At 71.0% G+C, this 17609-nt stretch carries 28 protein-coding genes; 18 read left to right on the forward strand and 10 right to left on the reverse strand.

Translation table 11 applies throughout. The annotated features are described in order from the left end of the window. On the reverse strand, window positions 1–351 hold the full coding sequence (locus HL658_RS30565; RefSeq protein WP_180283625.1) for a hypothetical protein: 351 nt from the start codon (window positions 349–351) through the stop codon (window positions 1–3). A gap of 113 nt (window positions 352–464) precedes the next feature. Here HL658_RS30565 and HL658_RS30570 point away from each other — a divergent pair, with 113 nt between their 5' ends. Beyond that, window positions 465–734, forward strand: coding sequence for a metal-sensing transcriptional repressor (locus HL658_RS30570; RefSeq protein ID WP_180283626.1), 270 nt, complete (start codon window positions 465–467; stop codon window positions 732–734). Beyond that, on the forward strand, window positions 731–2137 hold the full coding sequence (locus tag HL658_RS30575) for an MFS transporter (protein ID WP_425485395.1): 1407 nt from the start codon (window positions 731–733) through the stop codon (window positions 2135–2137). Before HL658_RS30570 ends, HL658_RS30575 begins: the two co-directional genes overlap by 4 nt. Before the next feature lie 21 nt (window positions 2138–2158). On the opposite strand, the gene HL658_RS30580 is transcribed toward HL658_RS30575, so the two are convergent. From HL658_RS30580 to HL658_RS30595, 4 genes are all read right to left on the reverse strand, one after another. After that, window positions 2159–2926, reverse strand: coding sequence for a YkgJ family cysteine cluster protein (locus HL658_RS30580; RefSeq protein WP_180283628.1), 768 nt, complete (start codon window positions 2924–2926; stop codon window positions 2159–2161). 22 nt (window positions 2927–2948) lie between these two features. Next, on the reverse strand, window positions 2949–3419 hold the full coding sequence (locus HL658_RS30585; RefSeq protein WP_180283629.1) for a YchJ family protein: 471 nt from the start codon (window positions 3417–3419) through the stop codon (window positions 2949–2951). A gap of 625 nt (window positions 3420–4044) precedes the next feature. Then, on the reverse strand, window positions 4045–4347 hold the full coding sequence (locus tag HL658_RS30590) for an SDR family oxidoreductase (protein WP_180283630.1): 303 nt from the start codon (window positions 4345–4347) through the stop codon (window positions 4045–4047). Between the two features lie 128 nt (window positions 4348–4475). Further along, window positions 4476–4715, reverse strand: coding sequence for a hypothetical protein (locus HL658_RS30595; protein ID WP_180283631.1), 240 nt, complete (start codon window positions 4713–4715; stop codon window positions 4476–4478). Window positions 4716–5127: 412 nt separating this feature from the next. On the opposite strand from HL658_RS30595, the gene HL658_RS30600 reads away from it, so the two are divergent. Both HL658_RS30600 and HL658_RS30605 read left to right on the forward strand, forming a co-directional pair. Continuing rightward, entirely contained in the window at window positions 5128–5466 is a 339-nt protein-coding gene (locus HL658_RS30600; RefSeq protein WP_180283632.1) for a DUF736 domain-containing protein, read from the forward strand. 357 nt (window positions 5467–5823) lie between these two features. Continuing rightward, the gene (locus HL658_RS30605; protein ID WP_180283633.1) at window positions 5824–6189 is read left to right on the forward strand and encodes a hypothetical protein; all 366 of its coding nucleotides are present in this window, start codon (window positions 5824–5826) and stop codon (window positions 6187–6189) included. A gap of 19 nt (window positions 6190–6208) precedes the next feature. Here the strand turns inward: HL658_RS30605 and HL658_RS30610 are convergent, their stop codons facing one another. Together HL658_RS30610 and HL658_RS30615 are read right to left on the reverse strand one after the other, a co-directional pair. Then, window positions 6209–6556: a ribbon-helix-helix domain-containing protein gene (locus HL658_RS30610; RefSeq protein ID WP_180283634.1), complete on the reverse strand. Its 348-nt coding sequence runs from the start codon at window positions 6554–6556 to the stop codon at window positions 6209–6211. A 136-nt stretch (window positions 6557–6692) separates the two neighbouring features. Then, complete coding sequence (locus HL658_RS30615; protein WP_180283635.1) at window positions 6693–7028, reverse strand: helix-turn-helix domain-containing protein; 336 nt, start codon at window positions 7026–7028, stop codon at window positions 6693–6695. A 656-nt stretch (window positions 7029–7684) separates the two neighbouring features. On the opposite strand from HL658_RS30615, the gene HL658_RS30620 reads away from it, so the two are divergent. The 7 genes from HL658_RS30620 (at window position 7685) to HL658_RS30650 (ending at window position 11206) form a co-directional block, all read left to right on the forward strand. Beyond that, a complete protein-coding gene (locus tag HL658_RS30620; protein WP_180283636.1) occupies window positions 7685–7954 on the forward strand; it encodes a DNA -binding domain-containing protein in 270 nt (89 codons plus the stop codon). Between the two features lie 216 nt (window positions 7955–8170). Then, window positions 8171–8356, forward strand: a complete 186-nt coding sequence (locus HL658_RS30625; RefSeq protein ID WP_180283637.1) for a transcriptional regulator domain-containing protein — start codon at window positions 8171–8173, stop codon at window positions 8354–8356. A gap of 64 nt (window positions 8357–8420) precedes the next feature. Further along, window positions 8421–8936 carry a DUF2285 domain-containing protein gene (locus HL658_RS30630; protein WP_343055390.1) on the forward strand — a complete coding sequence of 172 codons (516 nt, stop codon included), beginning with the start codon at window positions 8421–8423 and terminating at the stop codon, window positions 8934–8936. 136 nt (window positions 8937–9072) lie between these two features. Further along, complete coding sequence (locus HL658_RS30635) at window positions 9073–9318, forward strand: helix-turn-helix transcriptional regulator (protein WP_180283638.1); 246 nt, start codon at window positions 9073–9075, stop codon at window positions 9316–9318. A gap of 12 nt (window positions 9319–9330) precedes the next feature. Continuing rightward, window positions 9331–10347, forward strand: coding sequence for a replication initiator protein A (locus HL658_RS30640; protein WP_180283639.1), 1017 nt, complete (start codon window positions 9331–9333; stop codon window positions 10345–10347). Then, on the forward strand, window positions 10344–10982 hold the full coding sequence (gene parA, locus HL658_RS30645; RefSeq protein WP_180283640.1) for a ParA family partition ATPase: 639 nt from the start codon (window positions 10344–10346) through the stop codon (window positions 10980–10982). Before HL658_RS30640 ends, parA begins: the two co-directional genes overlap by 4 nt. Beyond that, window positions 10979–11206 carry a ribbon-helix-helix protein gene (locus HL658_RS30650; RefSeq protein WP_180283641.1) on the forward strand — a complete coding sequence of 76 codons (228 nt, stop codon included), beginning with the start codon at window positions 10979–10981 and terminating at the stop codon, window positions 11204–11206. Before parA ends, HL658_RS30650 begins: the two co-directional genes overlap by 4 nt. Window positions 11207–11319: 113 nt before the next feature. Here the strand turns inward: HL658_RS30650 and HL658_RS30655 are convergent, their stop codons facing one another. Genes HL658_RS30655 through HL658_RS30665 form a run of 3 tightly spaced genes read right to left on the reverse strand, consistent with a single transcriptional unit; the run spans window position 11320 to window position 12626 of the window. Continuing rightward, a complete protein-coding gene (locus HL658_RS30655) occupies window positions 11320–11706 on the reverse strand; it encodes a DUF5615 family PIN-like protein (RefSeq protein WP_180283642.1) in 387 nt (128 codons plus the stop codon). Next, window positions 11703–12293, reverse strand: coding sequence for a DUF433 domain-containing protein (locus HL658_RS30660; RefSeq protein WP_180283643.1), 591 nt, complete (start codon window positions 12291–12293; stop codon window positions 11703–11705). The genes HL658_RS30655 and HL658_RS30660 overlap by 4 nt, the downstream gene beginning before the upstream one ends. 60 nt (window positions 12294–12353) lie before the next feature. Further along, window positions 12354–12626, reverse strand: a complete 273-nt coding sequence (locus tag HL658_RS30665) for a type II toxin-antitoxin system prevent-host-death family antitoxin (RefSeq protein ID WP_211109895.1) — start codon at window positions 12624–12626, stop codon at window positions 12354–12356. A gap of 402 nt (window positions 12627–13028) precedes the next feature. Between HL658_RS30665 and HL658_RS30670 the strand changes: the two genes are divergently transcribed. Genes HL658_RS30670 through HL658_RS30700 form a run of 7 tightly spaced genes read left to right on the forward strand, consistent with a single transcriptional unit; the run spans window position 13029 to window position 17595 of the window. Further along, window positions 13029–13763 carry a hypothetical protein gene (locus HL658_RS30670; RefSeq protein WP_180283645.1) on the forward strand — a complete coding sequence of 245 codons (735 nt, stop codon included), beginning with the start codon at window positions 13029–13031 and terminating at the stop codon, window positions 13761–13763. After that, window positions 13760–14107: a hypothetical protein gene (locus HL658_RS30675; RefSeq protein WP_180283646.1), complete on the forward strand. Its 348-nt coding sequence runs from the start codon at window positions 13760–13762 to the stop codon at window positions 14105–14107. The genes HL658_RS30670 and HL658_RS30675 overlap by 4 nt, the downstream gene beginning before the upstream one ends. Window positions 14108–14117: 10 nt before the next feature. Continuing rightward, window positions 14118–15575, forward strand: coding sequence for a type IV secretory system conjugative DNA transfer family protein (locus HL658_RS30680; protein ID WP_180283647.1), 1458 nt, complete (start codon window positions 14118–14120; stop codon window positions 15573–15575). Beyond that, window positions 15572–15961: a hypothetical protein gene (locus HL658_RS30685; protein ID WP_180283648.1), complete on the forward strand. Its 390-nt coding sequence runs from the start codon at window positions 15572–15574 to the stop codon at window positions 15959–15961. Before HL658_RS30680 ends, HL658_RS30685 begins: the two co-directional genes overlap by 4 nt. Beyond that, the gene (locus tag HL658_RS30690) at window positions 15958–16986 is read left to right on the forward strand and encodes an ATPase, T2SS/T4P/T4SS family (RefSeq protein ID WP_180283649.1); all 1029 of its coding nucleotides are present in this window, start codon (window positions 15958–15960) and stop codon (window positions 16984–16986) included. Before HL658_RS30685 ends, HL658_RS30690 begins: the two co-directional genes overlap by 4 nt. After that, a complete protein-coding gene (locus tag HL658_RS30695; RefSeq protein ID WP_180283650.1) occupies window positions 16970–17257 on the forward strand; it encodes a hypothetical protein in 288 nt (95 codons plus the stop codon). Before HL658_RS30690 ends, HL658_RS30695 begins: the two co-directional genes overlap by 17 nt. A gap of 56 nt (window positions 17258–17313) precedes the next feature. Continuing rightward, window positions 17314–17595 carry a VirB3 family type IV secretion system protein gene (locus tag HL658_RS30700; RefSeq protein ID WP_343055391.1) on the forward strand — a complete coding sequence of 94 codons (282 nt, stop codon included), beginning with the start codon at window positions 17314–17316 and terminating at the stop codon, window positions 17593–17595. The last annotated feature ends 14 nt before the right edge of the window (window positions 17596–17609 follow it).

The raw sequence follows: 17609 nt of genomic DNA on the forward strand, positions 1-17609 counted from the left end.
CTACGGCCTGAACCCGGATCGTGGCGGACGGTCGAGGGGGTAGAGCGGCTCGCTGGCGCCCGGCCGTGGCGGCCCGCCGTGCCAGACGGCCCCGGCGGCGGACGGGGCGGTGGCCGGCATCACCAGGGCGGCCATGGCAACATGCGAATGGTCCACCGGGTTGTGGCCGGGGCCGTGGCCGACGGGTTGCTCCCCGTCCGCATCATGGTCGTGACCATGGCCACCCCCGTCCTCGATATCCGCCAGGGTCGCGAGGATCGCGCCGGGGTCGTGGGACAGGGTGCTGTGGCTCCCGAAGGACAGCACGCCCGCCACCATCGCCAGCACGACGACGAGACGGAGGCCATTCATCAGGGAGGTAATCGACATGCGGACCGTGGCGGTGGATGACGCGGCGCATCATGGCCGCATCCGCCCGCGCCGCGCAATGGACAAGATCCCCTCCGGGAGGATAGGATCATCCCATGAGCCAGCACGCCTCCCATCCCGACATCGTCCGGCGCCTGAAGCGCGCCGAGGGGCATCTGCGCGGCACGATCGAGATGATCGAGACCGGCCGTTCCTGCCTTGACATCGCCCAGCAGCTCCACGCCGTCGAGAGCGCGGTGCGCGAGGCGAAGAAGGCGCTGATCCGCGACCACATCGACCATTGCCTGGCGGACGCCGTGAACGGCCCGCAGCGCGACTCCCGCCCGGTGATCGAGGAGCTGCGCGACATCACCAAGTATCTGTGAGCCGTGCCGTGTTCTCCCCGCTGCTCAACCTTACCTACCGCCATCTGTTCCTGGCGCAGGTCATCGCACTGGTGGGAACCGGCTTCCTGACGGTCGCGCTCGGGCTGCTGGCCTATGATCTGGCCGGGGCCGAGGCGGGGGCGGTGCTTGGCACCGCGCTGGCGATCAAGATGGTCGCCTATGTCGGCGTCGCTCCGGTGGCCGGCGCCTTCGCCGACCGGCTGCCCCGGCGCGCCTTCCTGGTGACCATGGACCTGCTGCGCGCCGCGGTCGCCCTGTGCCTGCCCTTCGTCACGGAAATCTGGCAGGTCTACGCCCTGATCTTCGTGTTGCAATCCGCCTCCGCCGCCTTCACGCCGACCTTCCAGGCCACCATCCCCGACGTGCTGCCGGAGGAGGCGGAGTACACGAAGGCGCTGTCGCTGGCCCGCCTCGCCTACGATCTCGAGAGCCTCGCCAGCCCGACGCTGGCCGCGGCGCTGCTGACGGTGGTCGCCTACCACGACCTGTTCGCCGCCACCGTCGTCGGCTTCGCCGGGTCGGCGCTGCTGGTGCGCACGGCAGCGCTGCCCGCCCCCAGGCCGGTCCATGGCCGGGGCGGCGTGTACGCGCGCATGACGCTGGGCCTGCGGGCGTACCTCAAGACCCCGCGCCTGCGCGGGCTGCTGGCGCTCAACGGCGCGGTGGCCGCTGCCGGGGCCATGGTCATCGTGAACACGGTCGTGCTGGTGCGGGGGCTGCTGGACGGGACGGATGCCGATGTGGCGGTCCTGCTCGCCGCTTACGGGGCCGGGTCGATGCTGCTCGCCCTTACCCTGCCGCGGCTGCTGGAACGGGTGGCCGACCGGCCCGTCATGCTGGCCGGTGCGGGCCTGCTGGCGGCGGGCCTGCTGGCGCTGGCCGCATTGCTGGCGGGGCGTTCCGCGGGGAGTTGGGCGGCGCTGCTGGCGCTGTGGTTCACGCTGGGCTTGGCGAACGCGGCGGTGCTGACGCCCACCGGCCGCCTGCTGCGCCGCTCGGCCCACGCGGAGCAGCGGCCGGCGCTGTTCGCCGCCCAGTTCGGGCTCAGCCACGCCGCCTGGCTGTTGGCCTACCCGCTGGCCGGCTGGCTCGGCGCCGCGGCGGGGCTGGGTGTCACCGCGCTGGTGCTGGGGGGGCTCGCCGCCGCCTGCACCGCGCTCGCCATGGTCCTCTGGCCGGCGGGGGATCCGGTGGAGGTGGAGCACACCCACGGTCCCCACACCCACGAGCACCCGCACGTCCATGACGAGCACCACAAGCACCACCACGACGGCTGGGACGGGCGGGAACCGCACGTCCATCCCCACCGGCACGGGCCGCTGCGCCACAGCCACGCCTTCGTCATCGACGACCACCACGGCGAATGGCCGCAGCCCACCTGAACGGACGCGGCCCTGGCGCGGTCAGGAACCCGGGCGTCCGGCGAGATGCTCCATCTCCCGCGCCCAGCCGGCGTAGTTGCGGTGGTGCTCGGCCAGAGCCGGGTCGCCGGCGGTGCGGGCGGCGTGGTCGGTCAGCACGGGAAGCTGCCGGCGCGCCAGCTCCGACGCGTCCGCCCGCCGGGTGGCGGTCAGGAAGGACGACAGGCTGGTGAACACCGAGGCGCCGGCCGGCTTCGCCGCCGCGGTCGTCAGCGAATCCAGGACCCAGGGCGTGTATTTCAGCGCATAGGCGGCGTAGGTCCGCATCACCGGCGCCTGCCGCTCCAGCGCCGTCCGCTCGCGGTCGAAGTCGCCGCGGTCGAGGATCGTGCGGTCGCGGTAGACCACCGGCGCCGCCGCCGAGATGTCGCACAGCCAGCCGGCCCGCGGCACCAGCAGGTCGGCCTGCTCCGCCTCCTCCCGGAACGGGTAGAAGGGCATGGTGCGGCAGCGCAGCGGCTTGGCGTCGTGGATGCCGCACAGCCCGTCCGGCGCCAGCGCCGGGCAGGCGAAGCTGGCCGGCAGATAGGCGGCCGGCACGATGTGCACGGCCGCCGCCCGGCGGTCGCGCAGCCGCACCGTCACCCCGAGCCGCTCGGCCAGCGCGAAGGCCTTCTTCCCCTTGGACACCGGCATCCACATCATCGCCAGCGGGAAGCGGCCGGCGTGCTCCAGCGCGTCCTCCGGCGTCAGCGGCAGGACGCCGTGGCAGCACTTGCCGCAGGCGGTGCAGTGGAAACGCCGCTCCATCACCGTATCCCCGGTGGTCCGGTCAGGCCCCGCAGCACTTCTTGTGCTTCTTGCCGGACCCGCAGGGGCAGGGATCGTTGCGGCCGACCTTGACCATGCGGCGCGGCGGCTGCTTGGGATTGACGTCGCCGTCCACGTAGAACCAGTGCCCGTCCTCCCGCCGGAAGCGGGAGAGCTCGTGGTGGCGGAGCTCCTGCCCGTCGCGGCGGAAGCGGATCGTGAACTCCACGGTGCCGGCGTCACCGTCCTCCTCCGCCCGCTGGACGTCGAGCGACAGCCACTCCACCTCCGCGACGTTGCGTTCGGCCTCCGCGCGGTTGAAGTCGGCGCGGATCTCGGGGGCGTGCGTGCGCTCGACATGGTCGAGCGCACCGCGGACATAGGCGGTGTAGCGCGAGCGCATCAACGCCTCGGCCGTCGGTGCCGGCGCGCCGGCGATGATCGGGCCGCAGCAATCGTCGTAGGTCCGGCCGGAGCCGCAGGGGCAGGGCATCTTTCTTCACCATACGTCAAGCGGCGGGAGTCGCGGGGTCCCGCCGGTCATCGAGATACAGTGATTTCCATGGACCGGTCGACGCCAATTCTGACAGCTTGGCTCCGGTCCTGGTGAGAATGCAGTAGCACTTCTGCACGCCACGTCACCCAGGCAGCGCCAGCAGCAGGCGCGAAAGCAGCACGAGGCCGTGCCGCATCCGGTGCAGGCGGCCGTCGTGGCCGTTGGCCGAACACGTAAAGTGATCCGGCGGAAGCTCTGATCAACACGGTCGCGGACGTGAATATCTGGGAGAACGGCGAGCAATGGAAGAGGGAAATTCATGGAGAGTTCCGTAATGAATGATGCTGCTCACTCATATAGAGTCTCCCAGATGCCGGCGGTGTGATAGAGGTACACGGGCATTTTGCACGATACATTCAACGTCTATTCGGCCACGCAAAATTGTCAAGAGGTGCCGCTTCCATCCCGATTGACACCTTGGCGATCAGAGTCATGGTACCGAATTCTGATTACAGAGTGCGGGATTGGCCAACTGCCGTCGTCTGAGCCGAGCCAATAGGCTCTACACAACAGTGGTGTTTCCGTTGCTTGCAAACGGGGACACCGAATCATGAGCAAGGCGCTATCCGGCAAGGCCGCCATGGTCACCGGCGGTTCGTGTGGCATCGGCGCCGGTGTCGCCAAGGAACTCGCCCAGCATGGCCCCGAAGGCGTCCGGGGCGGGATCGCGAAGCCGCTCCAGGGCGGCCGGCCTCGACACATCCCCGGCCAGGGTGCGGAATTCGCCGCCAAGCCCGGTGGCTACGGCGTTCAGCGCCAGCCCGTCGGTGTCGAACAGCACCAGCTTCATGCCGAGCTGCGCGAAATGCTGTGCTGCCGTCCTGCCGATGCCGCTGGCGGCACCGGCAGGACGGCAACCTGTCATGACGCACAGGGATCGCTCGTACCCTATTCCTCGTCCATTCGGAGGCACCCTCCGGCCTCGACCCAGGCGTCGAGAATGGGGTTCGTGATCGGCTGACGGACGTACACCGGGAACGACACCGTGCCCGTTCAGCGGTCATCGAGGTCGCGATGCAGCGGCGACGCGACCGAGGTTGCGTGCTTGTCCTGCGGGATCTCCCGGCTGACCCGGATGTCGTGGACTGTGAACCGAACGCCGGCGGGGGTGATGGCGACATCTACCAGCGCAAGGAGTTTGCCGCCGGCCGGTGCCTTCGGATGTGCCGCACCGGCCACACATCGGCGTCCCGAGCCCCACCAGTCCCCATAGCAGGCCTCGCCGTCATCCATGTCCGTCACCGGCACAGGCCCGGCCGGGACAGACCGCCGCCGCTGTCCCGGACAGCATGCGGGGCGTATGCCGCAGTTGCGGTTTTCCGTATGTCCGGAATTCCACCGTTCCGCAAAGTCGGTGAAGCGTCCGGCCTTGGCATCTCCGGCACCCGTGCCGATCGCAGGAACCAGCCCTGCTTGCTCCCGGTGGCGTAGAGCCCGCGCCGCTCCGCTCCAACCCTGCGGGCGGGGAGATTTCCCCTGCCGGTGCCCGGCATTCCTCGCGAGACAAATTTCCCCGCCCTCCGGGTCCTCCACTGGCGTTCCGGCCCGTCGCCGACGCTCCGGGTGCAACGGTGCGCCTTGCGGGCTCGTCCGCCGGAGCCATCGCAGGGATGGTCCCCGCGAACCAGCGAGCAGGAGACCTACCATGGCCATCACCCTCGGCACCTTCACCCGCCTCGACAACGGCAGCTTCACCGGCACCCTCAAGACCCTGAACGTCACCGCCGGCCTCACCATCGTTCCGGTGGCGCGGGCTTCCGACAGTGCCCCCGACCATCGTGTCTATGCCGGGAACGGCCAGCGCTACGAGGTCGGCGCCGGGTGGAGCCAGACCGCCAGGACCAGCGGCGAGACCTACCTGAACCTCAAGCTGGGCGCACCCGAGTTCGGCCCGCAATGGCTGCGTGCCCGGCTCGTCAAGCTGGAGCGTCCGGGTGAGGACGGCATCACCCACATCGCCCTCTGGGAGCCCCGCGATCCCTGATCCCGAGCCCCGGCCCCCTGCCGCGGGTCACCGCGGCAGGGGGCCTTTCCGGCTTTCCGGAATTGCGGTGATCCTGCCGGTGCGCGGCGGCCGCTCCGAGGCGGAACAAGGAAAAGCGGAGAAAGAGGAAAAGGGCCTCGTCTCGATCCTTCCAGCCTGCCAGCCGGGGCGGGGTGGCGGTCAAGGAGACGCGGTCCCCCCGCAATGCTCCCGTTCCGCTGGCGCTCCACTCCCGCATTCCGGCTCCCCCGCGCCCCGCCTCCCGGCGGCGCCCGTGCGGGCGTCCCTGACCGCCGCCCCGCCGGCTGACGCCGGGCGGCGTCCTCGATGAGGAGGACGTCAACCCCGGAGGTCTCCATGTCCTGCACCGTCACGCATCCGCACGCCGCGTTCGACCACTTCCCCGACCTGGTCGAGAGCCTGCGCCGGGAATTCGGGGCCGAGGGCCTGATGGCCTTGGTCGAGCGCGTCATCGCCGCGGAGGCCGCCGACCTCCACTGGGACGGCCGCATCGCCGAGCGCAACCTGGGCGCCGATGGCAGCGCCGATGACGATGGTGACGCAGGCTTCGAACGGGTCGCCATCCTCGGGGTCTTCCGCGGCTACGGTTACACCGCCGTGTGCATCGTGGATTCCCGACGGCGGGTCCGCCGGATGGCGCGGCTGAGCCGCTTCGACCGCATCGAGGACGCCGAGCGGGCGTTCCTGGACGGCGGGGGATGACCCCGCCCACGCCGAGCGTTCAGCCGATCGCTCCCAGGGCGGAGCGGAATAGCGGCGACGTCCTCGCCGCTTCCGCCGGGGGCGGGAGGCGGCCGGGAACCGCCACGCGGAAGTACCCGACCACGAACATGCGCAGGGCCGGCGTCAGCTTCACGCCGCCGCGGCGCCGGTCGACCAGGCTGCAGAGCTGGTTCAGTTCCAGCCCCTCGCGCCGGCCGATCTCCGCCAGACCGTCCCAGAACGCGGCCTCCATGCGCACCGTCGTGCGGCGGCCGGTGACGACCACGTTCCGGCAGACCTGCCACGACGGGTAGCGCCGACCGCCGACCGACTCCGTCCGCTCCTTGGTCTTGCCCGGACCCGCCATCGTCAATCCCGCCCGCGCCCCGCTTCACCGGTGCCACCCCGGCCGGTCGGCCCGAGTGGCAGTCGAGCGAATTCTTTCACGCGTCGTGAAACTCATCAACGAAGAAATTCACGTAGCGTGAAAGAATGAGCGGACGTCAGGTCGGGCCGTCGCCGGGAGTCTCCGCTGTCGCGCCAGCGGCGTCCGCCGGTGTGCCGAGTTGCGCCAGGATTCGTTGCGCCAGGTCGAAAGGCACGGCGCCGATGATGCCGCGATAAATCCAGTCGAGCGGCACTCCGAAACGGTCGGCGAAGGGCAGCATCTGCATCAGATCGGGAAAGCGCCGGCCGTTCTCATACTGCGACCACGCGCTCTCACCGATCCCGGTGGCGTGGTGGAGGTCGCGCGCCCGCAGGCCGAGTGCCAGCCGCGTCGCCTTGAGGCGGCGGCCGATCTCGCTGCGGCTGTGCGGAGGGGGCGGTGGGTGGGTCACGCCGCAAGAGTGCCGCAGGGGCTTTTCCCAAGTCAGTTAACACCGAAGAGGATATTGATTTCACGTTACGTGAACTCATGTGAGGCGGGCAGGCCATCCGGTGAGAGGCAGACCCGGCTGCGCTGATGCCCGGGACGCATCATATCCCAGTATGCGCATTCTGGGGCAAGGCCGCACACGCCGCGGCGGTGATCCGCCGGCACACGGAACCGACCTTCCGTAAAGCCGGGATTCCGGATCTGAACCGGAAGCATAGACCCGCGATTCATGGGCATATGCGCAAAATGCGGACGATATCCGGCCAATGACTGTTTGATGCGCGAACTGGTGTGCGGCAAGAGAATTGTGGCAGACGAAAGGCATCATACTCCCGTATGCTTGCGCGACGCGCCGATCCGCTCAAGACTCGTGACGCCGTTCGGAGGGGGGCAGATGACCGGGAGGCAGGGCTGGGAGATCGCCGGGATGGACCTTGGGCGTGCGCGCCGGCCAACCGCCGGTCGCCGCCGCCGTCCTATGCATACACCGCTCCATACGGGCGGCGTGGTCGCGATCGCCCTCCGGCCGATCCGCCGGTTCGTCCTGCGTGATGCCTTGCCGGATCGCGGTGTTGGCGGCGCGTCCGGCCGATCCGGGCCCGCGAGGGGGGCGCACGCATGAAGAAGCCCCGCCTCGACGCGCCGGTGTTCGACGAAGCACCCACCGCTCCCACGCTGACCGACTACGATCGGCTGCATCTGGTCACTTACCTGCGTCTGCTGGACGCCGAGGCGGCGGGCGCCGATCCGGACGAGGTGGCGCGGGTCGTCCTGCGACTCGATCCGGCGGCCGATCCCGAGCGTGCCCGGCGCGTCCATGCCAGCCACCTCGCCCGTGCCCGATGGATGAGCGAGAGCGGCTACCGCCATCTGCTCCGGTCGGGCTAAGCCATCATCGCTGCGGTGCGAAATCGGTGTGTGGATACCGGGCCGCATCGGGAGAATTCAGCCTTACCAACGGTTTGCCGGCCGTCGGAGGCGGCGTTGTGGGGCCGGCCACGGACGTGCCGGCCCCGCTCAGGCTCGCTGGCCGCGGCCACGCTCCACATCTCACGGAATCGACGGGCGTCCAGCCCCCCCTCCCGTGACGATGAGGGCGTTGTGATGGGCACGAGAGACTGGCGGTCCAGCAGCGACTACGCCGACCTGGTCGATCTGCCGGTGTCGGGCTGGGCGTGGGAGTTCCTGCGCCGCAACCCCGAGTACCGGGCCGAGGTGCAGGCGGCGGAGTCGCGGCCGAGGTCCGACAACGGTGTTCGCTGGGGCCTGACCTTTCGCCGAAAATCCTGACCGGGACGCCGCCGATACCACCATCTTCTGGCGGCCCGACCTGCTCCCCGGCCTTGTGCGGCTGGTGCCGGCCCCGCCGGGCTCGCCGCCGCTGCGAGCGGGGGCCGACCCGCTGGCCGGGCCGGGACGCCGCGCCACACTGGTGACGCACGAGGGCGTCCACGTCGTCCTCGCCGACGGACCGCGGGAACGACGCCTGTTGGTCGAGGCTCCTGAACTGCCACCACCGGGAACGCCGCTGCGCGCGGCCGTCTCGTTCGACCGGCTGCCGGCACCGCAGATCGCAGCCATCGGGCGACTGGCCGCCTGGATGACGGGGGTGGTCCCGCCGCCCGACCTCACCACCAACCAGACCACCCTCCTACGGCGCTCTCTGCAGGCGCTCGACGCCAGCCTCGCCGGCGCCAGCGTGCGCAAGACCGCCGCCGCGGTGTTCGGCGCCGACCGTGTCGCGGCCGACTGGCTGCGCGACAGCCCGCTGCGCGACCGGACCCGCTATCTGATCCGCCGTGGCCACCGCCTGATGGAGGGCGGCTACCGCGATCTGCTGGCCGGCAGGCCGGGGCGCAGCCCGGCGTAGGTTCGGCGGTTCGGGACCGGGGGGAATTCGGACGCCTTGGTCTTTCCCCTCCCTGGCCCTTCCCGGTTCCCGCGAGCCTCCCGCCATCGCGCGCCGGCTTCCGAGGCGGCGCGCTCCGATCAACGGAGGCCCCACCATGCACGATCCCACCGGCGGTCTGCCGCCGCGCTTTCTGCGCACGCCCGAGGCCGCGCGTCTGCTCGGCCTGTCGGGCCGGACGCTGGAGAAGCACCGCGTCTACGGCACCGGCCCGCGCTACCGCAAGATCGGCGGCCGCGTCGTCTATGCCCTGGCCGACCTGCAGGCCTGGGCCGACCGCGGCCTGCGGACATCCACCTCCGATCCCGGATCCGGCGGCGTGCCGCCGGCCCGGCGCCGCTGACGGAGACCGGCCATGCCGCAACGTCCGTTTCCGGCGGTCCTCGAGGCCGCCGCCCCGCGCGACCTCCGCGACCTGATGGTCTGGCCGTGGTTCAGCTTGGCCAAGACGCCGCGGCACCAGCCGATCCGTCTCGATCATGCGACCGTGCGCCTGCGGGTCGAGCCGGCCGGTTCCCTGGGCATCGCCACGGTGTGGGACGCCGATGTGCTGATCTGGGCGGTGAGCCAGATCGTCGAGGCGCTCGATGCCGGGCTGACGCCGGGGGCGCGCCTTGAAGCACCGCCCCGTCAAATTCTGCGCTTCCTCGGCCGCGGCACCGGCCGCAGCGACTACGCGCGGCTGCGCGCCGCATTCGACCGGCTGGCGGCCACCCGGGTCGAGACCTCCCTGCGCGCCCCGTTGCCGGAGCCGGCACGGTTCACGTGGCTGGATGGCTGGGAGACCACGGGGAACGGCGTCTGCCTGACCGTGCCGGAATGGCTGTCCGCCGCGGCGCGCGAGCGGCGGGTGCTGCGGCTGGACCCGGCCTATTTCGGCCTCACCGGCGGTACGGCGCGCTGGCTGTACCGGCTGGTGCGCAAGATGGGCGGCCGGCAGCGGGGCGGCGGGGCGATCGGCCTGCGCCGCCTGCACGCCCGCAGCGGCAGCCGGGTGCGCTACGTCGAATTCGTACCCCGCATCCGGCGGATCGCCGCGTCCGGCCTGCCGGGCTACCGGCTCACCGTGGAGCGGGGCGGCGGCGAGGAGCGCCTGCGCTTCGTCCGCCACCCCGAAAGCCCGTGCCCATCCACACAGGGCTGTGGATTGGCGGCGGAAGAGCTCGGGCGATCGGAATGGGAGGAACGCGGGACATCACCATGCCGAATCACGGGACATCGCCCCGCCGACTCGGCGTTATCATCTTGTCCCGCTTCGGAAATCCGGCCCTATAACTTTATAACCTCTCTCTATAACAGACTCTTGGCGGCTGACTCACCGAATCCCGCCCCTGTGGATGATTCGTCCGGCCGCCCGTGGAGACGGCCATGATCGCGGCGTTCCTGAACCAGAAGGGCGGCGTCGGCAAGACGACGCTCGCCCTGCATCTTGCCGGCGAGCTGGCTCGGCAGGGCCGGCGGGTGCTGCTGATCGACGCCGATCCCCAAGGCTCGGCGCTCGATTGGGCCGAGCGGCGCAACCGCGAGGGCCTGCCCCGGCTGTTCGCCATGATCGGGCTGGCGCGGGAAACCCTGCACCGCGAGGTGCCCGACCTGGCATCCGGGGTCGAGCACGTGATCATCGACGGCCCGCCGCGGGTCACCGCCCTGGCGCGCTCGGCGATCCTGGCCGCCGGGCGCGTGCTGATCCCGGTGCAGCCCAGCCCGTTCGACGCCTGGGCCTCGGCCGAGCTGCTGCGCCTGCTCGACGAGGCGCGCGGCTGGCGGCCCGGTCTCGACGCCCGCTTCGTGCTCAACCGCTGCATCGCCCGCACCCGGCTGCTGCACGCCGCCCGCCGCGAGCTGGCCGGCATCGTGCCGCCTGTGCTGGTCACGGCGGTCGGCCAGCGGGTGGTGTTCGCCCAGAGTGCCCGCACCGGCCGGCTGGCCTTCGAGCTGGAACCGTGCTCCACGGCGGCGCGTGAGATCGCCGCTCTGGCCGCCGAACTGCGGGAGACCAACCGATGAGCGGACCCATCGGCTTCGGTGCCCGGCCGACCACGCCGGACGCCTGGGTGCGCGACGGCAAGCCGCAGCCAAGGGCGGAGATCCACACCGCCCGGCTGACGGTGGACATCACGCCGGAGCTGCGCGGCCGGATCAAGGTCGCCGCATTCCGCAAGGGCGTCACCATGGCGGCGCTGCTGCGCGCGCTGCTCGAGGACCGCTTTCCGGAGGGGGAAGGACGCTGACCGGCGCGCGGGCGGTGCGGTTCGGCGCCCGATCCGCTTCGGACGGCCCTGGTTCCCCGCCACGAGGACCGGGCCGACCACGCCTGATTCCCGGCCCTTGGGATGACGGCCGGTCAGGGAAGCGGGTTCGTGGCCACCACGTAGCCGGTCGCCGGGTCCGGTTGAACAAGCACCTCCATGGCGTCGATCGGGCCGTGGGCGGCGATGTGCTCGAGGGCGGCTTCGAAGGCTCCCAGCTGAAAACGCCGGCCGCGCGTGGCCTGGGCGATGAACACGACGCCGGCGTGAAGGAGCTGGCGGTTCCGGTAGCGCGCGCGGAATTCGACGATGTTGTTGGTCACGAGCGTGTAGCCTTCGGCCTCGATCAGCGCGAGAAGGACGGGGTCCCCGTCGTTTTCCCGGCCGAGGGTGCGGACATGATACGCTTCGTGCCCGCGATCCCACGCAGCCGCCTCGAGCACCGGAGACAGGTTGGCGTCGATCAGGAACCGGTACTTCACACACCGCGGCCCTTGGCGGCGGGTCTTCCCCGCTGGGGGTACAAGCGGTCGAAGAGGATCGCAAGCTCGATCATCCCGTCGGTGACCTCCGGGAAATCCTCCATGATCTCCCGACGGTCGATCTTGTTCCGGACGAGGCCGGCGATGTGGCGGACCAGCACACGGGTTCCCTTGAAGGTCGGCGCGCCGCCCTGCACGTCCTCGTCCACGGCGATCAGGGCGCGCATGCGATCGATCGTCGCCAGACGTTCCGCCGCCAGCCGGGCAAGCTCGGACGTGCGGAACGTCGTCACCACCATCCGCTCGGTGTGGGCGACGTCCCGGACGTCGGCGAGGGCGCGGGCCTCCCGGATCGTTTCCGCGACCTTCCCCTCGATGCGCTTCTTGACCGGAGCCGGGTACCGCTTGAGCCGCTCCGCCACCGCGAGCTGGAGGGTACCGCGCAGGTCGAGCGTCCGCTGCCGGGGACGCCCGGCCACCGTGGTGACACGGCGGTCCTCGAAGGCCCTGGTGACCACGTCGTAGCCCACGTCGGCCACGAACGAGGCCTCGCGCGCCGTCAGCGTCGTGTCCATCCCGAACGCCATGCCCAACCCCGAAAAAGATGCCCATGCACAGGGTATAATTATGCCGGTCGGAGGCGTCGATCAAGCGGCCGGATCGTGCAGGTCGGCATCGGGATGGTCGTGCCCGGCCGGCACCTCGGCCAGCCGCAGTGCCTCGAGCTGGGCGTCGGTCAGGTCGCCGGGTTCGACGACGCGGCGATCGCGGCGCTTGAGGCGGGCGTACTCCTCGGCCGAGAGCAGCACGAGACGGTCACGGCCGTTCTTGGTGATCGTCACCGGCTCGCTGAGCGCCTTATCGGCCAGCGCGCCGTACCCCTTGATGAACTCGGCGGTGGAGACACGCATCGTCGGCATTCCTCGTATGACTCGGCTTTCCCGAATCATATGAATCCTTCGACTGGGCAGGCAAGGCCGGAGCGGATGACGGCCGGCTTGGGCGCGGCGTCGCAGGTGATCGCAAAAATACAGGAGGCCGGACGCTCCAGGAAGGAATGGAGGCGCAGATTGGGCGCGTGTGTGGAGGGGTGAATATACGGGTCAGCAAGATAAAAGGGCGTATGCGGCGGGCGGTTGCGGTCTTGTGTATCAATGGTTTGTCTGTATTGGGAAGGCGCTTCCGGAATTCATGCGCATACGGAGCCTGATTTCCCGCTACCCGATTGATTTCTGTTCTTGCGTCCTGCCCGGCGGCATCGTCTACGCCGCTGACCGGTCCCGCAGGGTGCCGGCCACGGCAGGGCAAGGAGCGATGTCCCGATGGGGTGGCGCGGTTCGATCTTCGACGGCCTGAGCGCCGACGACGGCTTCAAGGCCCGTATGAAGGCGCTGGCCGACCGCGGCCGGCGCCTGGCCCGCGCCTACACCCGCCGGCCGATGCAGCGGGTGCGCGTCAAGGGGGCCGCGCCGCAGGCCGGCGCCTACGCCCGCCCGGTCACCGTCAAGGTGCTCTACCACGACCGCGCCCGCGGCGCCTATCCGAACACCGTGGCGGTCCTGGCCAACTACCTGGTCAAGGAGGGGCCGCTGTTCGATCGTGACCGCACCGGCATCGACAAGGACGCCGTCGCCGAAGCGTGGTCGAACGACCGCCGCGTCTTCCACGTCATCGTCAGCCCGAACGACGGCCACCGCATCGACGACATGGTGTCCTACGGCCGCGACGTCGTGGCCGCCTGGGAGCGCCGGGTCGGCGAGCTCGAATGGGTCGCCGCGGTCGAGCGCAAGCCCGACATGGCCCACCCGGACGGCAACCAGCACCTTCACATCATGCTGCGCGGCGTCCGGAACGACCGCGACCTCTACCTCGAGCCCGACGTGGTGTCGCGCTGGCTGCGCTTCGACGCCGTCGAGGTGACCACCGACCGCCTGGGCTGCATGACCGAGCGCGAGCGCCAGACCTACGAGCGCCAGCTCATCGAGATGGAGCGCCTGCGCCAGGAGCGTGGCCGGGAACGGGAGGGACGGCAGGAGCCGGGAGGGCGCGAGCTGTGAACCGGCCTTTCGCTCTCCGTCTCGTTGGCTACGCCGCGGTCTGGCTGTTGGTGGTGGCCGTCGTCACCGAGCTGGTCGGCTGGGTCTTCGCCTGGCCGCCGGCGTTCGGCGGCTGGCGGCTGGCCGGGATCGCCCTCTACCCGCCCGGCGCCTTCGTCGGGTGGCACGAGCTCCTGGCCCCGGCCGACCGCTGGATCGTTGTTGCGGCGGTCGGGCTGTGCGTCGCCGCCGCGGTGGCGCTTGCCATACGGGCCTGGCTCGACGGCCGCGGCGACCGGCTGGGCCGCTTCGGCGCCGGCCGCTGGGCCCGCCGTGGCGACGTCCGTCGCAGCGGCCTTCTGTGAGAGCCGTACGATGACGGATCCCTCCGCCATCCTGCTCGGTGCGTACGGGCGACGCCTGCTGCGCGAGCGCACCATGCAGCCGGTCCTGGTGATCGGCCCCACCGGCTCGGGCAAGACCACCACCACGGTGCTGCCCACGCTGTTCACGGGCTGGCGCGACAGCGCCGTGGTCTGGGACTTCAAGGGCTCGCTGGTCCACGACAGCGGGGCGGCGCGCGAGCGAGCCGGCGACGTCGTCGTGCTCGACCTCGCCCGGCCCGGCGGTGCGCGCTACAACCCGCTGATGGCGGTGCGGCCGGGAACCCATCTGGTGCCCGACTGCCAGCACGCCGCCCGCATCCTCACCGAGGGCGAGAAGGAGGGGCACTGGCGCAACGCCGCCTTCTCCTACCTCACCGGCGTCTTCGTCTTCCTGCTCACCGCCGCGGCCGACAGCGAGAAGACCCTGGCCGGCGCCCGCCGCCACATCCTGCTGGGCGACGACGGGCTGCGGCTCATGCTGGCCGCGGGCATCCACCCCACCGCCGGGCGCGCCGCCCAGGAGCTGTGGGACAAGAGCGTCGCCGCGGCCGAAGAGGACCGCGACGACGGCAAGCCGAAGACCGAGCGCGGCGGTGGCACCGTCGACAAGAGCCTGCACTACCGCAAGTCGGTCTACGTGACCGGATCGGTGCTGCTCGCCGAGTTCGAGGATTCCGTGTTGGAGGCGCAGACCGCCGCCAGCGACTTCTCGATCGCGGATCTGGTGGCGGGCGAGCGGCCGGTGACGCTCTACATCGTGGCCCGGCCGATGGACGCCCGCCGGCTGCGCCGGGTGTTCAAGCTGATCCTCACCCAGATGGTCGATTTCCTCACCGTCGACCGCAACCTCGCCGACGACGGAAGGGCGCGGCGCTGGCGGCTGCTGGTGGTGCTCGACGAGTTCCTGCAGTTCCACATGGCCGAGGCCGCCGAGTGGATCCGCTATGTCCGCGAGTACGGCATCCGCCTGCTGCTGCTGGCCCAGAGCCTGGGCGACGTCGAGGAGCAGTACGGCAAGGGGCTGTCGGCCAACTGCCGGCTGGTGGTGTTCCGGCCGAACTCCTCGGACGAGGCCGAGCGGATCAGCCGGATGGTGGGTGAGGCGGTCGAGGAGGTGCCGACGCGCAGCACGTCCCGCGGCGTCTTCGACCTGCTGCCCACCGTCAGCCGCGGCGTCCGCCTCGACCGCCGGCCGGTGCTGCCGATGCACGCCGCCCTGGAGATGGATGGCGACGAGCTGATCGTCTTCGGCTACGGCAAGCCGATCCGCGGACGGCGGCTCCACCCCTACGCCGATCCGCGCTGGGTCGGGCTCTACGGGCCGCCGGTCCGGGTCTGGACGCCCCGGCCCGATGCCAACCGCTGGCTCGGCGCCGGAGCACCCGATGCCGCTGTCGATCCGGCCCCCACCGCCTCGCGCCGCAAGCCTCCGAGGATCTGGACATGACCGATCCGTCCGACGCCATGGCCACCCGGCCGATCTCCGCCCGCGTGCCCACCGTGATCGCCGATCAGATCGAGCTGGTGCAGACCCGCCAGGGCCTGCGCACGCTGAGCGACGCGGTGATCCACGTGCTCGACAAGGGGCTCGACGCCATCGCCGGCGAGCGGGCGAAGACCGAGCGGCTCGAGGCCACCGTCGCCCGCATCGACGACCTGGTGATCACCGTCGTCGCGGTGCTCAACCTGGTGCACGACCTCGACCCGGCCGCGGTCGCCGAGACCAAGGCCGCCGTCCACGAGCGGCTCGGCCACCCGCGCCGCCCCAGCCCCAAGGTGCAGGTGCACGACGGCTTCCATCCCAAGGCTTCCGGCACCGAGGGCGAGGCATGACCGGCCCGGCCGCCGACCCCGACCGGGGCGCGCTGCTCCTGTACGCGCTGGAGCGGCTGCGCGAGGCGCTGTTCGGCGACCTGCTGTCCGGTGGTGTCGCCAACGTTCTGGTGCTGCCACCCCGCCGAGGCTGCACCCGCTGCCGCGTGGTGGTGAAGGACGGGCCGGAGCCGCGCTTCGTCCGGGAGGTCGGCGCGGAGGACGTCATGCGGTTCCTGGCGCTGGTCGCCGGCTTCCACCGCAAGGAGCTGCGCCGCGACCGCCCGACGCTCGACGCCGTGCTGCCGGTCACCGGCGAGCGCATCCACGCCGACATCGAGCCTGTCACCACCGGGCCCTCCTGCTCGATCCGCCGGCCCTACCGCGGACGCGTGACGCTCGACGACTGGGCCGCCTCGGGAGCTGCGACAACAATCCAGGTGACGTTGATCCGCCGGCTGATTCTGGAGCGCCGCACCATCGTGATCGCCGGCGATGTCGATACGGGCAAGACGACGCTGCTGCGTGCCTGCCTGGAGGAGCCGGCCCTGATGGAGGGGCTGCCGGCGGTGCTGCAGGACCCTTATGAGTTCGAGCCGCCATGTCCCTTCGCCTACACCATGCTGGCCGACCCGCAAGCCGAGCCGCCGGTGACCCTGGAGACGCTGGTGGCCGGCGCCCTGCGGGTGCCGATGACGCATCTCGTGCTGGGCGAGGTGCGCCGCGCCGAGGCACGGCAGATGGTGGTGGGGTGGACCACCGGGCATCCCGGCCTATGCACGGTGCACGCCGGCTCGGCCTGGGACGCGCTCGACCGCATCGCCCAGATGGTCGGGCTGGGCGGCATCACCATGGATGCCTTGCAGATGCGCTGGATATCCCGCGCGGTGCACGCGGTGGTGCATCTCGCGCGCGACAGCACCGGCCGGCGCTTCGTCAACGAGATCGTCCGGGTCGAGGGCTACGACCCGGCCCAGGGCTTCGTGCTCCGCCCGCTGGGGGCGGGAGACGCAGACGGTGGAGGACCTCATGGAGTGGATGCGTAGTGTGCGCCGGGCGCTCGCCCCGGCGCTGGTGCTGGCCGGCGCCGCGCTGCCGGCCCGCGCCCAGGTGATCGCCGAGCTGGGCGCCGAGCTGTTCTCCTGGCAGGCGGTGTTCGACGTCAACTTCGTGCCGATCGCCGTCACCGCCGGCCTGCTGCTGGCGCTGATCGCCGCGATGTTCAGCCGCATGGCCGGGGTGGTGGTGTTCGTCTTCACCGTCGCCGGGGCTGCGGCCTATGGCATGCGCGACGGCATCATCGCGCTGGCGGGCTGACGATGACGGCCCCGCTGCCGCCACCATCCTCTTTCCCGGATGGATGGGAGAAGCCGGTGCGCCGCACCTCGGTGCGGCCGACCAAGATGCCGCTCGGCGTGCCGATGGAGCTGCTCGCCGTGGCGGTGTGGCTGGCCGCCGAGCTGTGGCTGGTTTTCGGCGCCGTTCCCCAGGCGGTGGCGGGGTTCCTCGCCGTCTTCCTCACCGCCCGCCACCTCACCCGCCGCGATCCCTGGTGGCTCGAGATCGTCCGCCAGAGTGCGGCCGCCTGGCTGCTGCGCGCCGCCCGCACCCGCGGCCGGTCGCTCGGCCTCTCCGCCTACAAGGCCCCCCGGTAAGGAAGGAAGGGTAG

It is taken from the genome of Azospirillum oleiclasticum (assembly GCF_013423485.1).
In the GTDB taxonomy this organism is placed as follows: Bacteria; Pseudomonadota; Alphaproteobacteria; order Azospirillales; family Azospirillaceae; genus Azospirillum; species Azospirillum oleiclasticum.

What these genes read in the sequence shown, in the direction of transcription:
- HL658_RS30565 (WP_180283625.1), bottom strand. Translation starts at nt 351, where the DNA reads ATGAATGGCCTCCGTCTCGTCGTCGTGCTGGCGATGGTGGCGGGCGTG.
- HL658_RS30570 (WP_180283626.1), top strand. Translation starts at nt 465, where the DNA reads ATGAGCCAGCACGCCTCCCATCCCGACATCGTCCGGCGCCTGAAGCGC.
- HL658_RS30580 (WP_180283628.1), bottom strand. Translation starts at nt 2,926, where the DNA reads ATGGAGCGGCGTTTCCACTGCACCGCCTGCGGCAAGTGCTGCCACGGC.
- HL658_RS30585 (WP_180283629.1), bottom strand. Translation starts at nt 3,419, where the DNA reads ATGCCCTGCCCCTGCGGCTCCGGCCGGACCTACGACGATTGCTGCGGC.
- HL658_RS30590 (WP_180283630.1), bottom strand. Translation starts at nt 4,347, where the DNA reads ATGACAGGTTGCCGTCCTGCCGGTGCCGCCAGCGGCATCGGCAGGACG.
- HL658_RS30595 (WP_180283631.1), bottom strand. Translation starts at nt 4,715, where the DNA reads ATGGATGACGGCGAGGCCTGCTATGGGGACTGGTGGGGCTCGGGACGC.
- HL658_RS30600 (WP_180283632.1), top strand. Translation starts at nt 5,128, where the DNA reads ATGGCCATCACCCTCGGCACCTTCACCCGCCTCGACAACGGCAGCTTC.
- HL658_RS30605 (WP_180283633.1), top strand. Translation starts at nt 5,824, where the DNA reads ATGTCCTGCACCGTCACGCATCCGCACGCCGCGTTCGACCACTTCCCC.
- HL658_RS30610 (WP_180283634.1), bottom strand. Translation starts at nt 6,556, where the DNA reads ATGGCGGGTCCGGGCAAGACCAAGGAGCGGACGGAGTCGGTCGGCGGT.
- HL658_RS30620 (WP_180283636.1), top strand. Translation starts at nt 7,685, where the DNA reads ATGAAGAAGCCCCGCCTCGACGCGCCGGTGTTCGACGAAGCACCCACC.
- HL658_RS30625 (WP_180283637.1), top strand. Translation starts at nt 8,171, where the DNA reads ATGGGCACGAGAGACTGGCGGTCCAGCAGCGACTACGCCGACCTGGTC.
- HL658_RS30635 (WP_180283638.1), top strand. Translation starts at nt 9,073, where the DNA reads ATGCACGATCCCACCGGCGGTCTGCCGCCGCGCTTTCTGCGCACGCCC.
- HL658_RS30640 (WP_180283639.1), top strand. Translation starts at nt 9,331, where the DNA reads ATGCCGCAACGTCCGTTTCCGGCGGTCCTCGAGGCCGCCGCCCCGCGC.
- parA (WP_180283640.1), top strand. Translation starts at nt 10,344, where the DNA reads ATGATCGCGGCGTTCCTGAACCAGAAGGGCGGCGTCGGCAAGACGACG.
- HL658_RS30650 (WP_180283641.1), top strand. Translation starts at nt 10,979, where the DNA reads ATGAGCGGACCCATCGGCTTCGGTGCCCGGCCGACCACGCCGGACGCC.
- HL658_RS30660 (WP_180283643.1), bottom strand. Translation starts at nt 12,293, where the DNA reads ATGGCGTTCGGGATGGACACGACGCTGACGGCGCGCGAGGCCTCGTTC.
- HL658_RS30665 (WP_211109895.1), bottom strand. Translation starts at nt 12,626, where the DNA reads ATGCCGACGATGCGTGTCTCCACCGCCGAGTTCATCAAGGGGTACGGC.
- HL658_RS30670 (WP_180283645.1), top strand. Translation starts at nt 13,029, where the DNA reads ATGGGGTGGCGCGGTTCGATCTTCGACGGCCTGAGCGCCGACGACGGC.
- HL658_RS30680 (WP_180283647.1), top strand. Translation starts at nt 14,118, where the DNA reads ATGACGGATCCCTCCGCCATCCTGCTCGGTGCGTACGGGCGACGCCTG.
- HL658_RS30685 (WP_180283648.1), top strand. Translation starts at nt 15,572, where the DNA reads ATGACCGATCCGTCCGACGCCATGGCCACCCGGCCGATCTCCGCCCGC.
- HL658_RS30690 (WP_180283649.1), top strand. Translation starts at nt 15,958, where the DNA reads ATGACCGGCCCGGCCGCCGACCCCGACCGGGGCGCGCTGCTCCTGTAC.
- HL658_RS30695 (WP_180283650.1), top strand. Translation starts at nt 16,970, where the DNA reads ATGGAGTGGATGCGTAGTGTGCGCCGGGCGCTCGCCCCGGCGCTGGTG.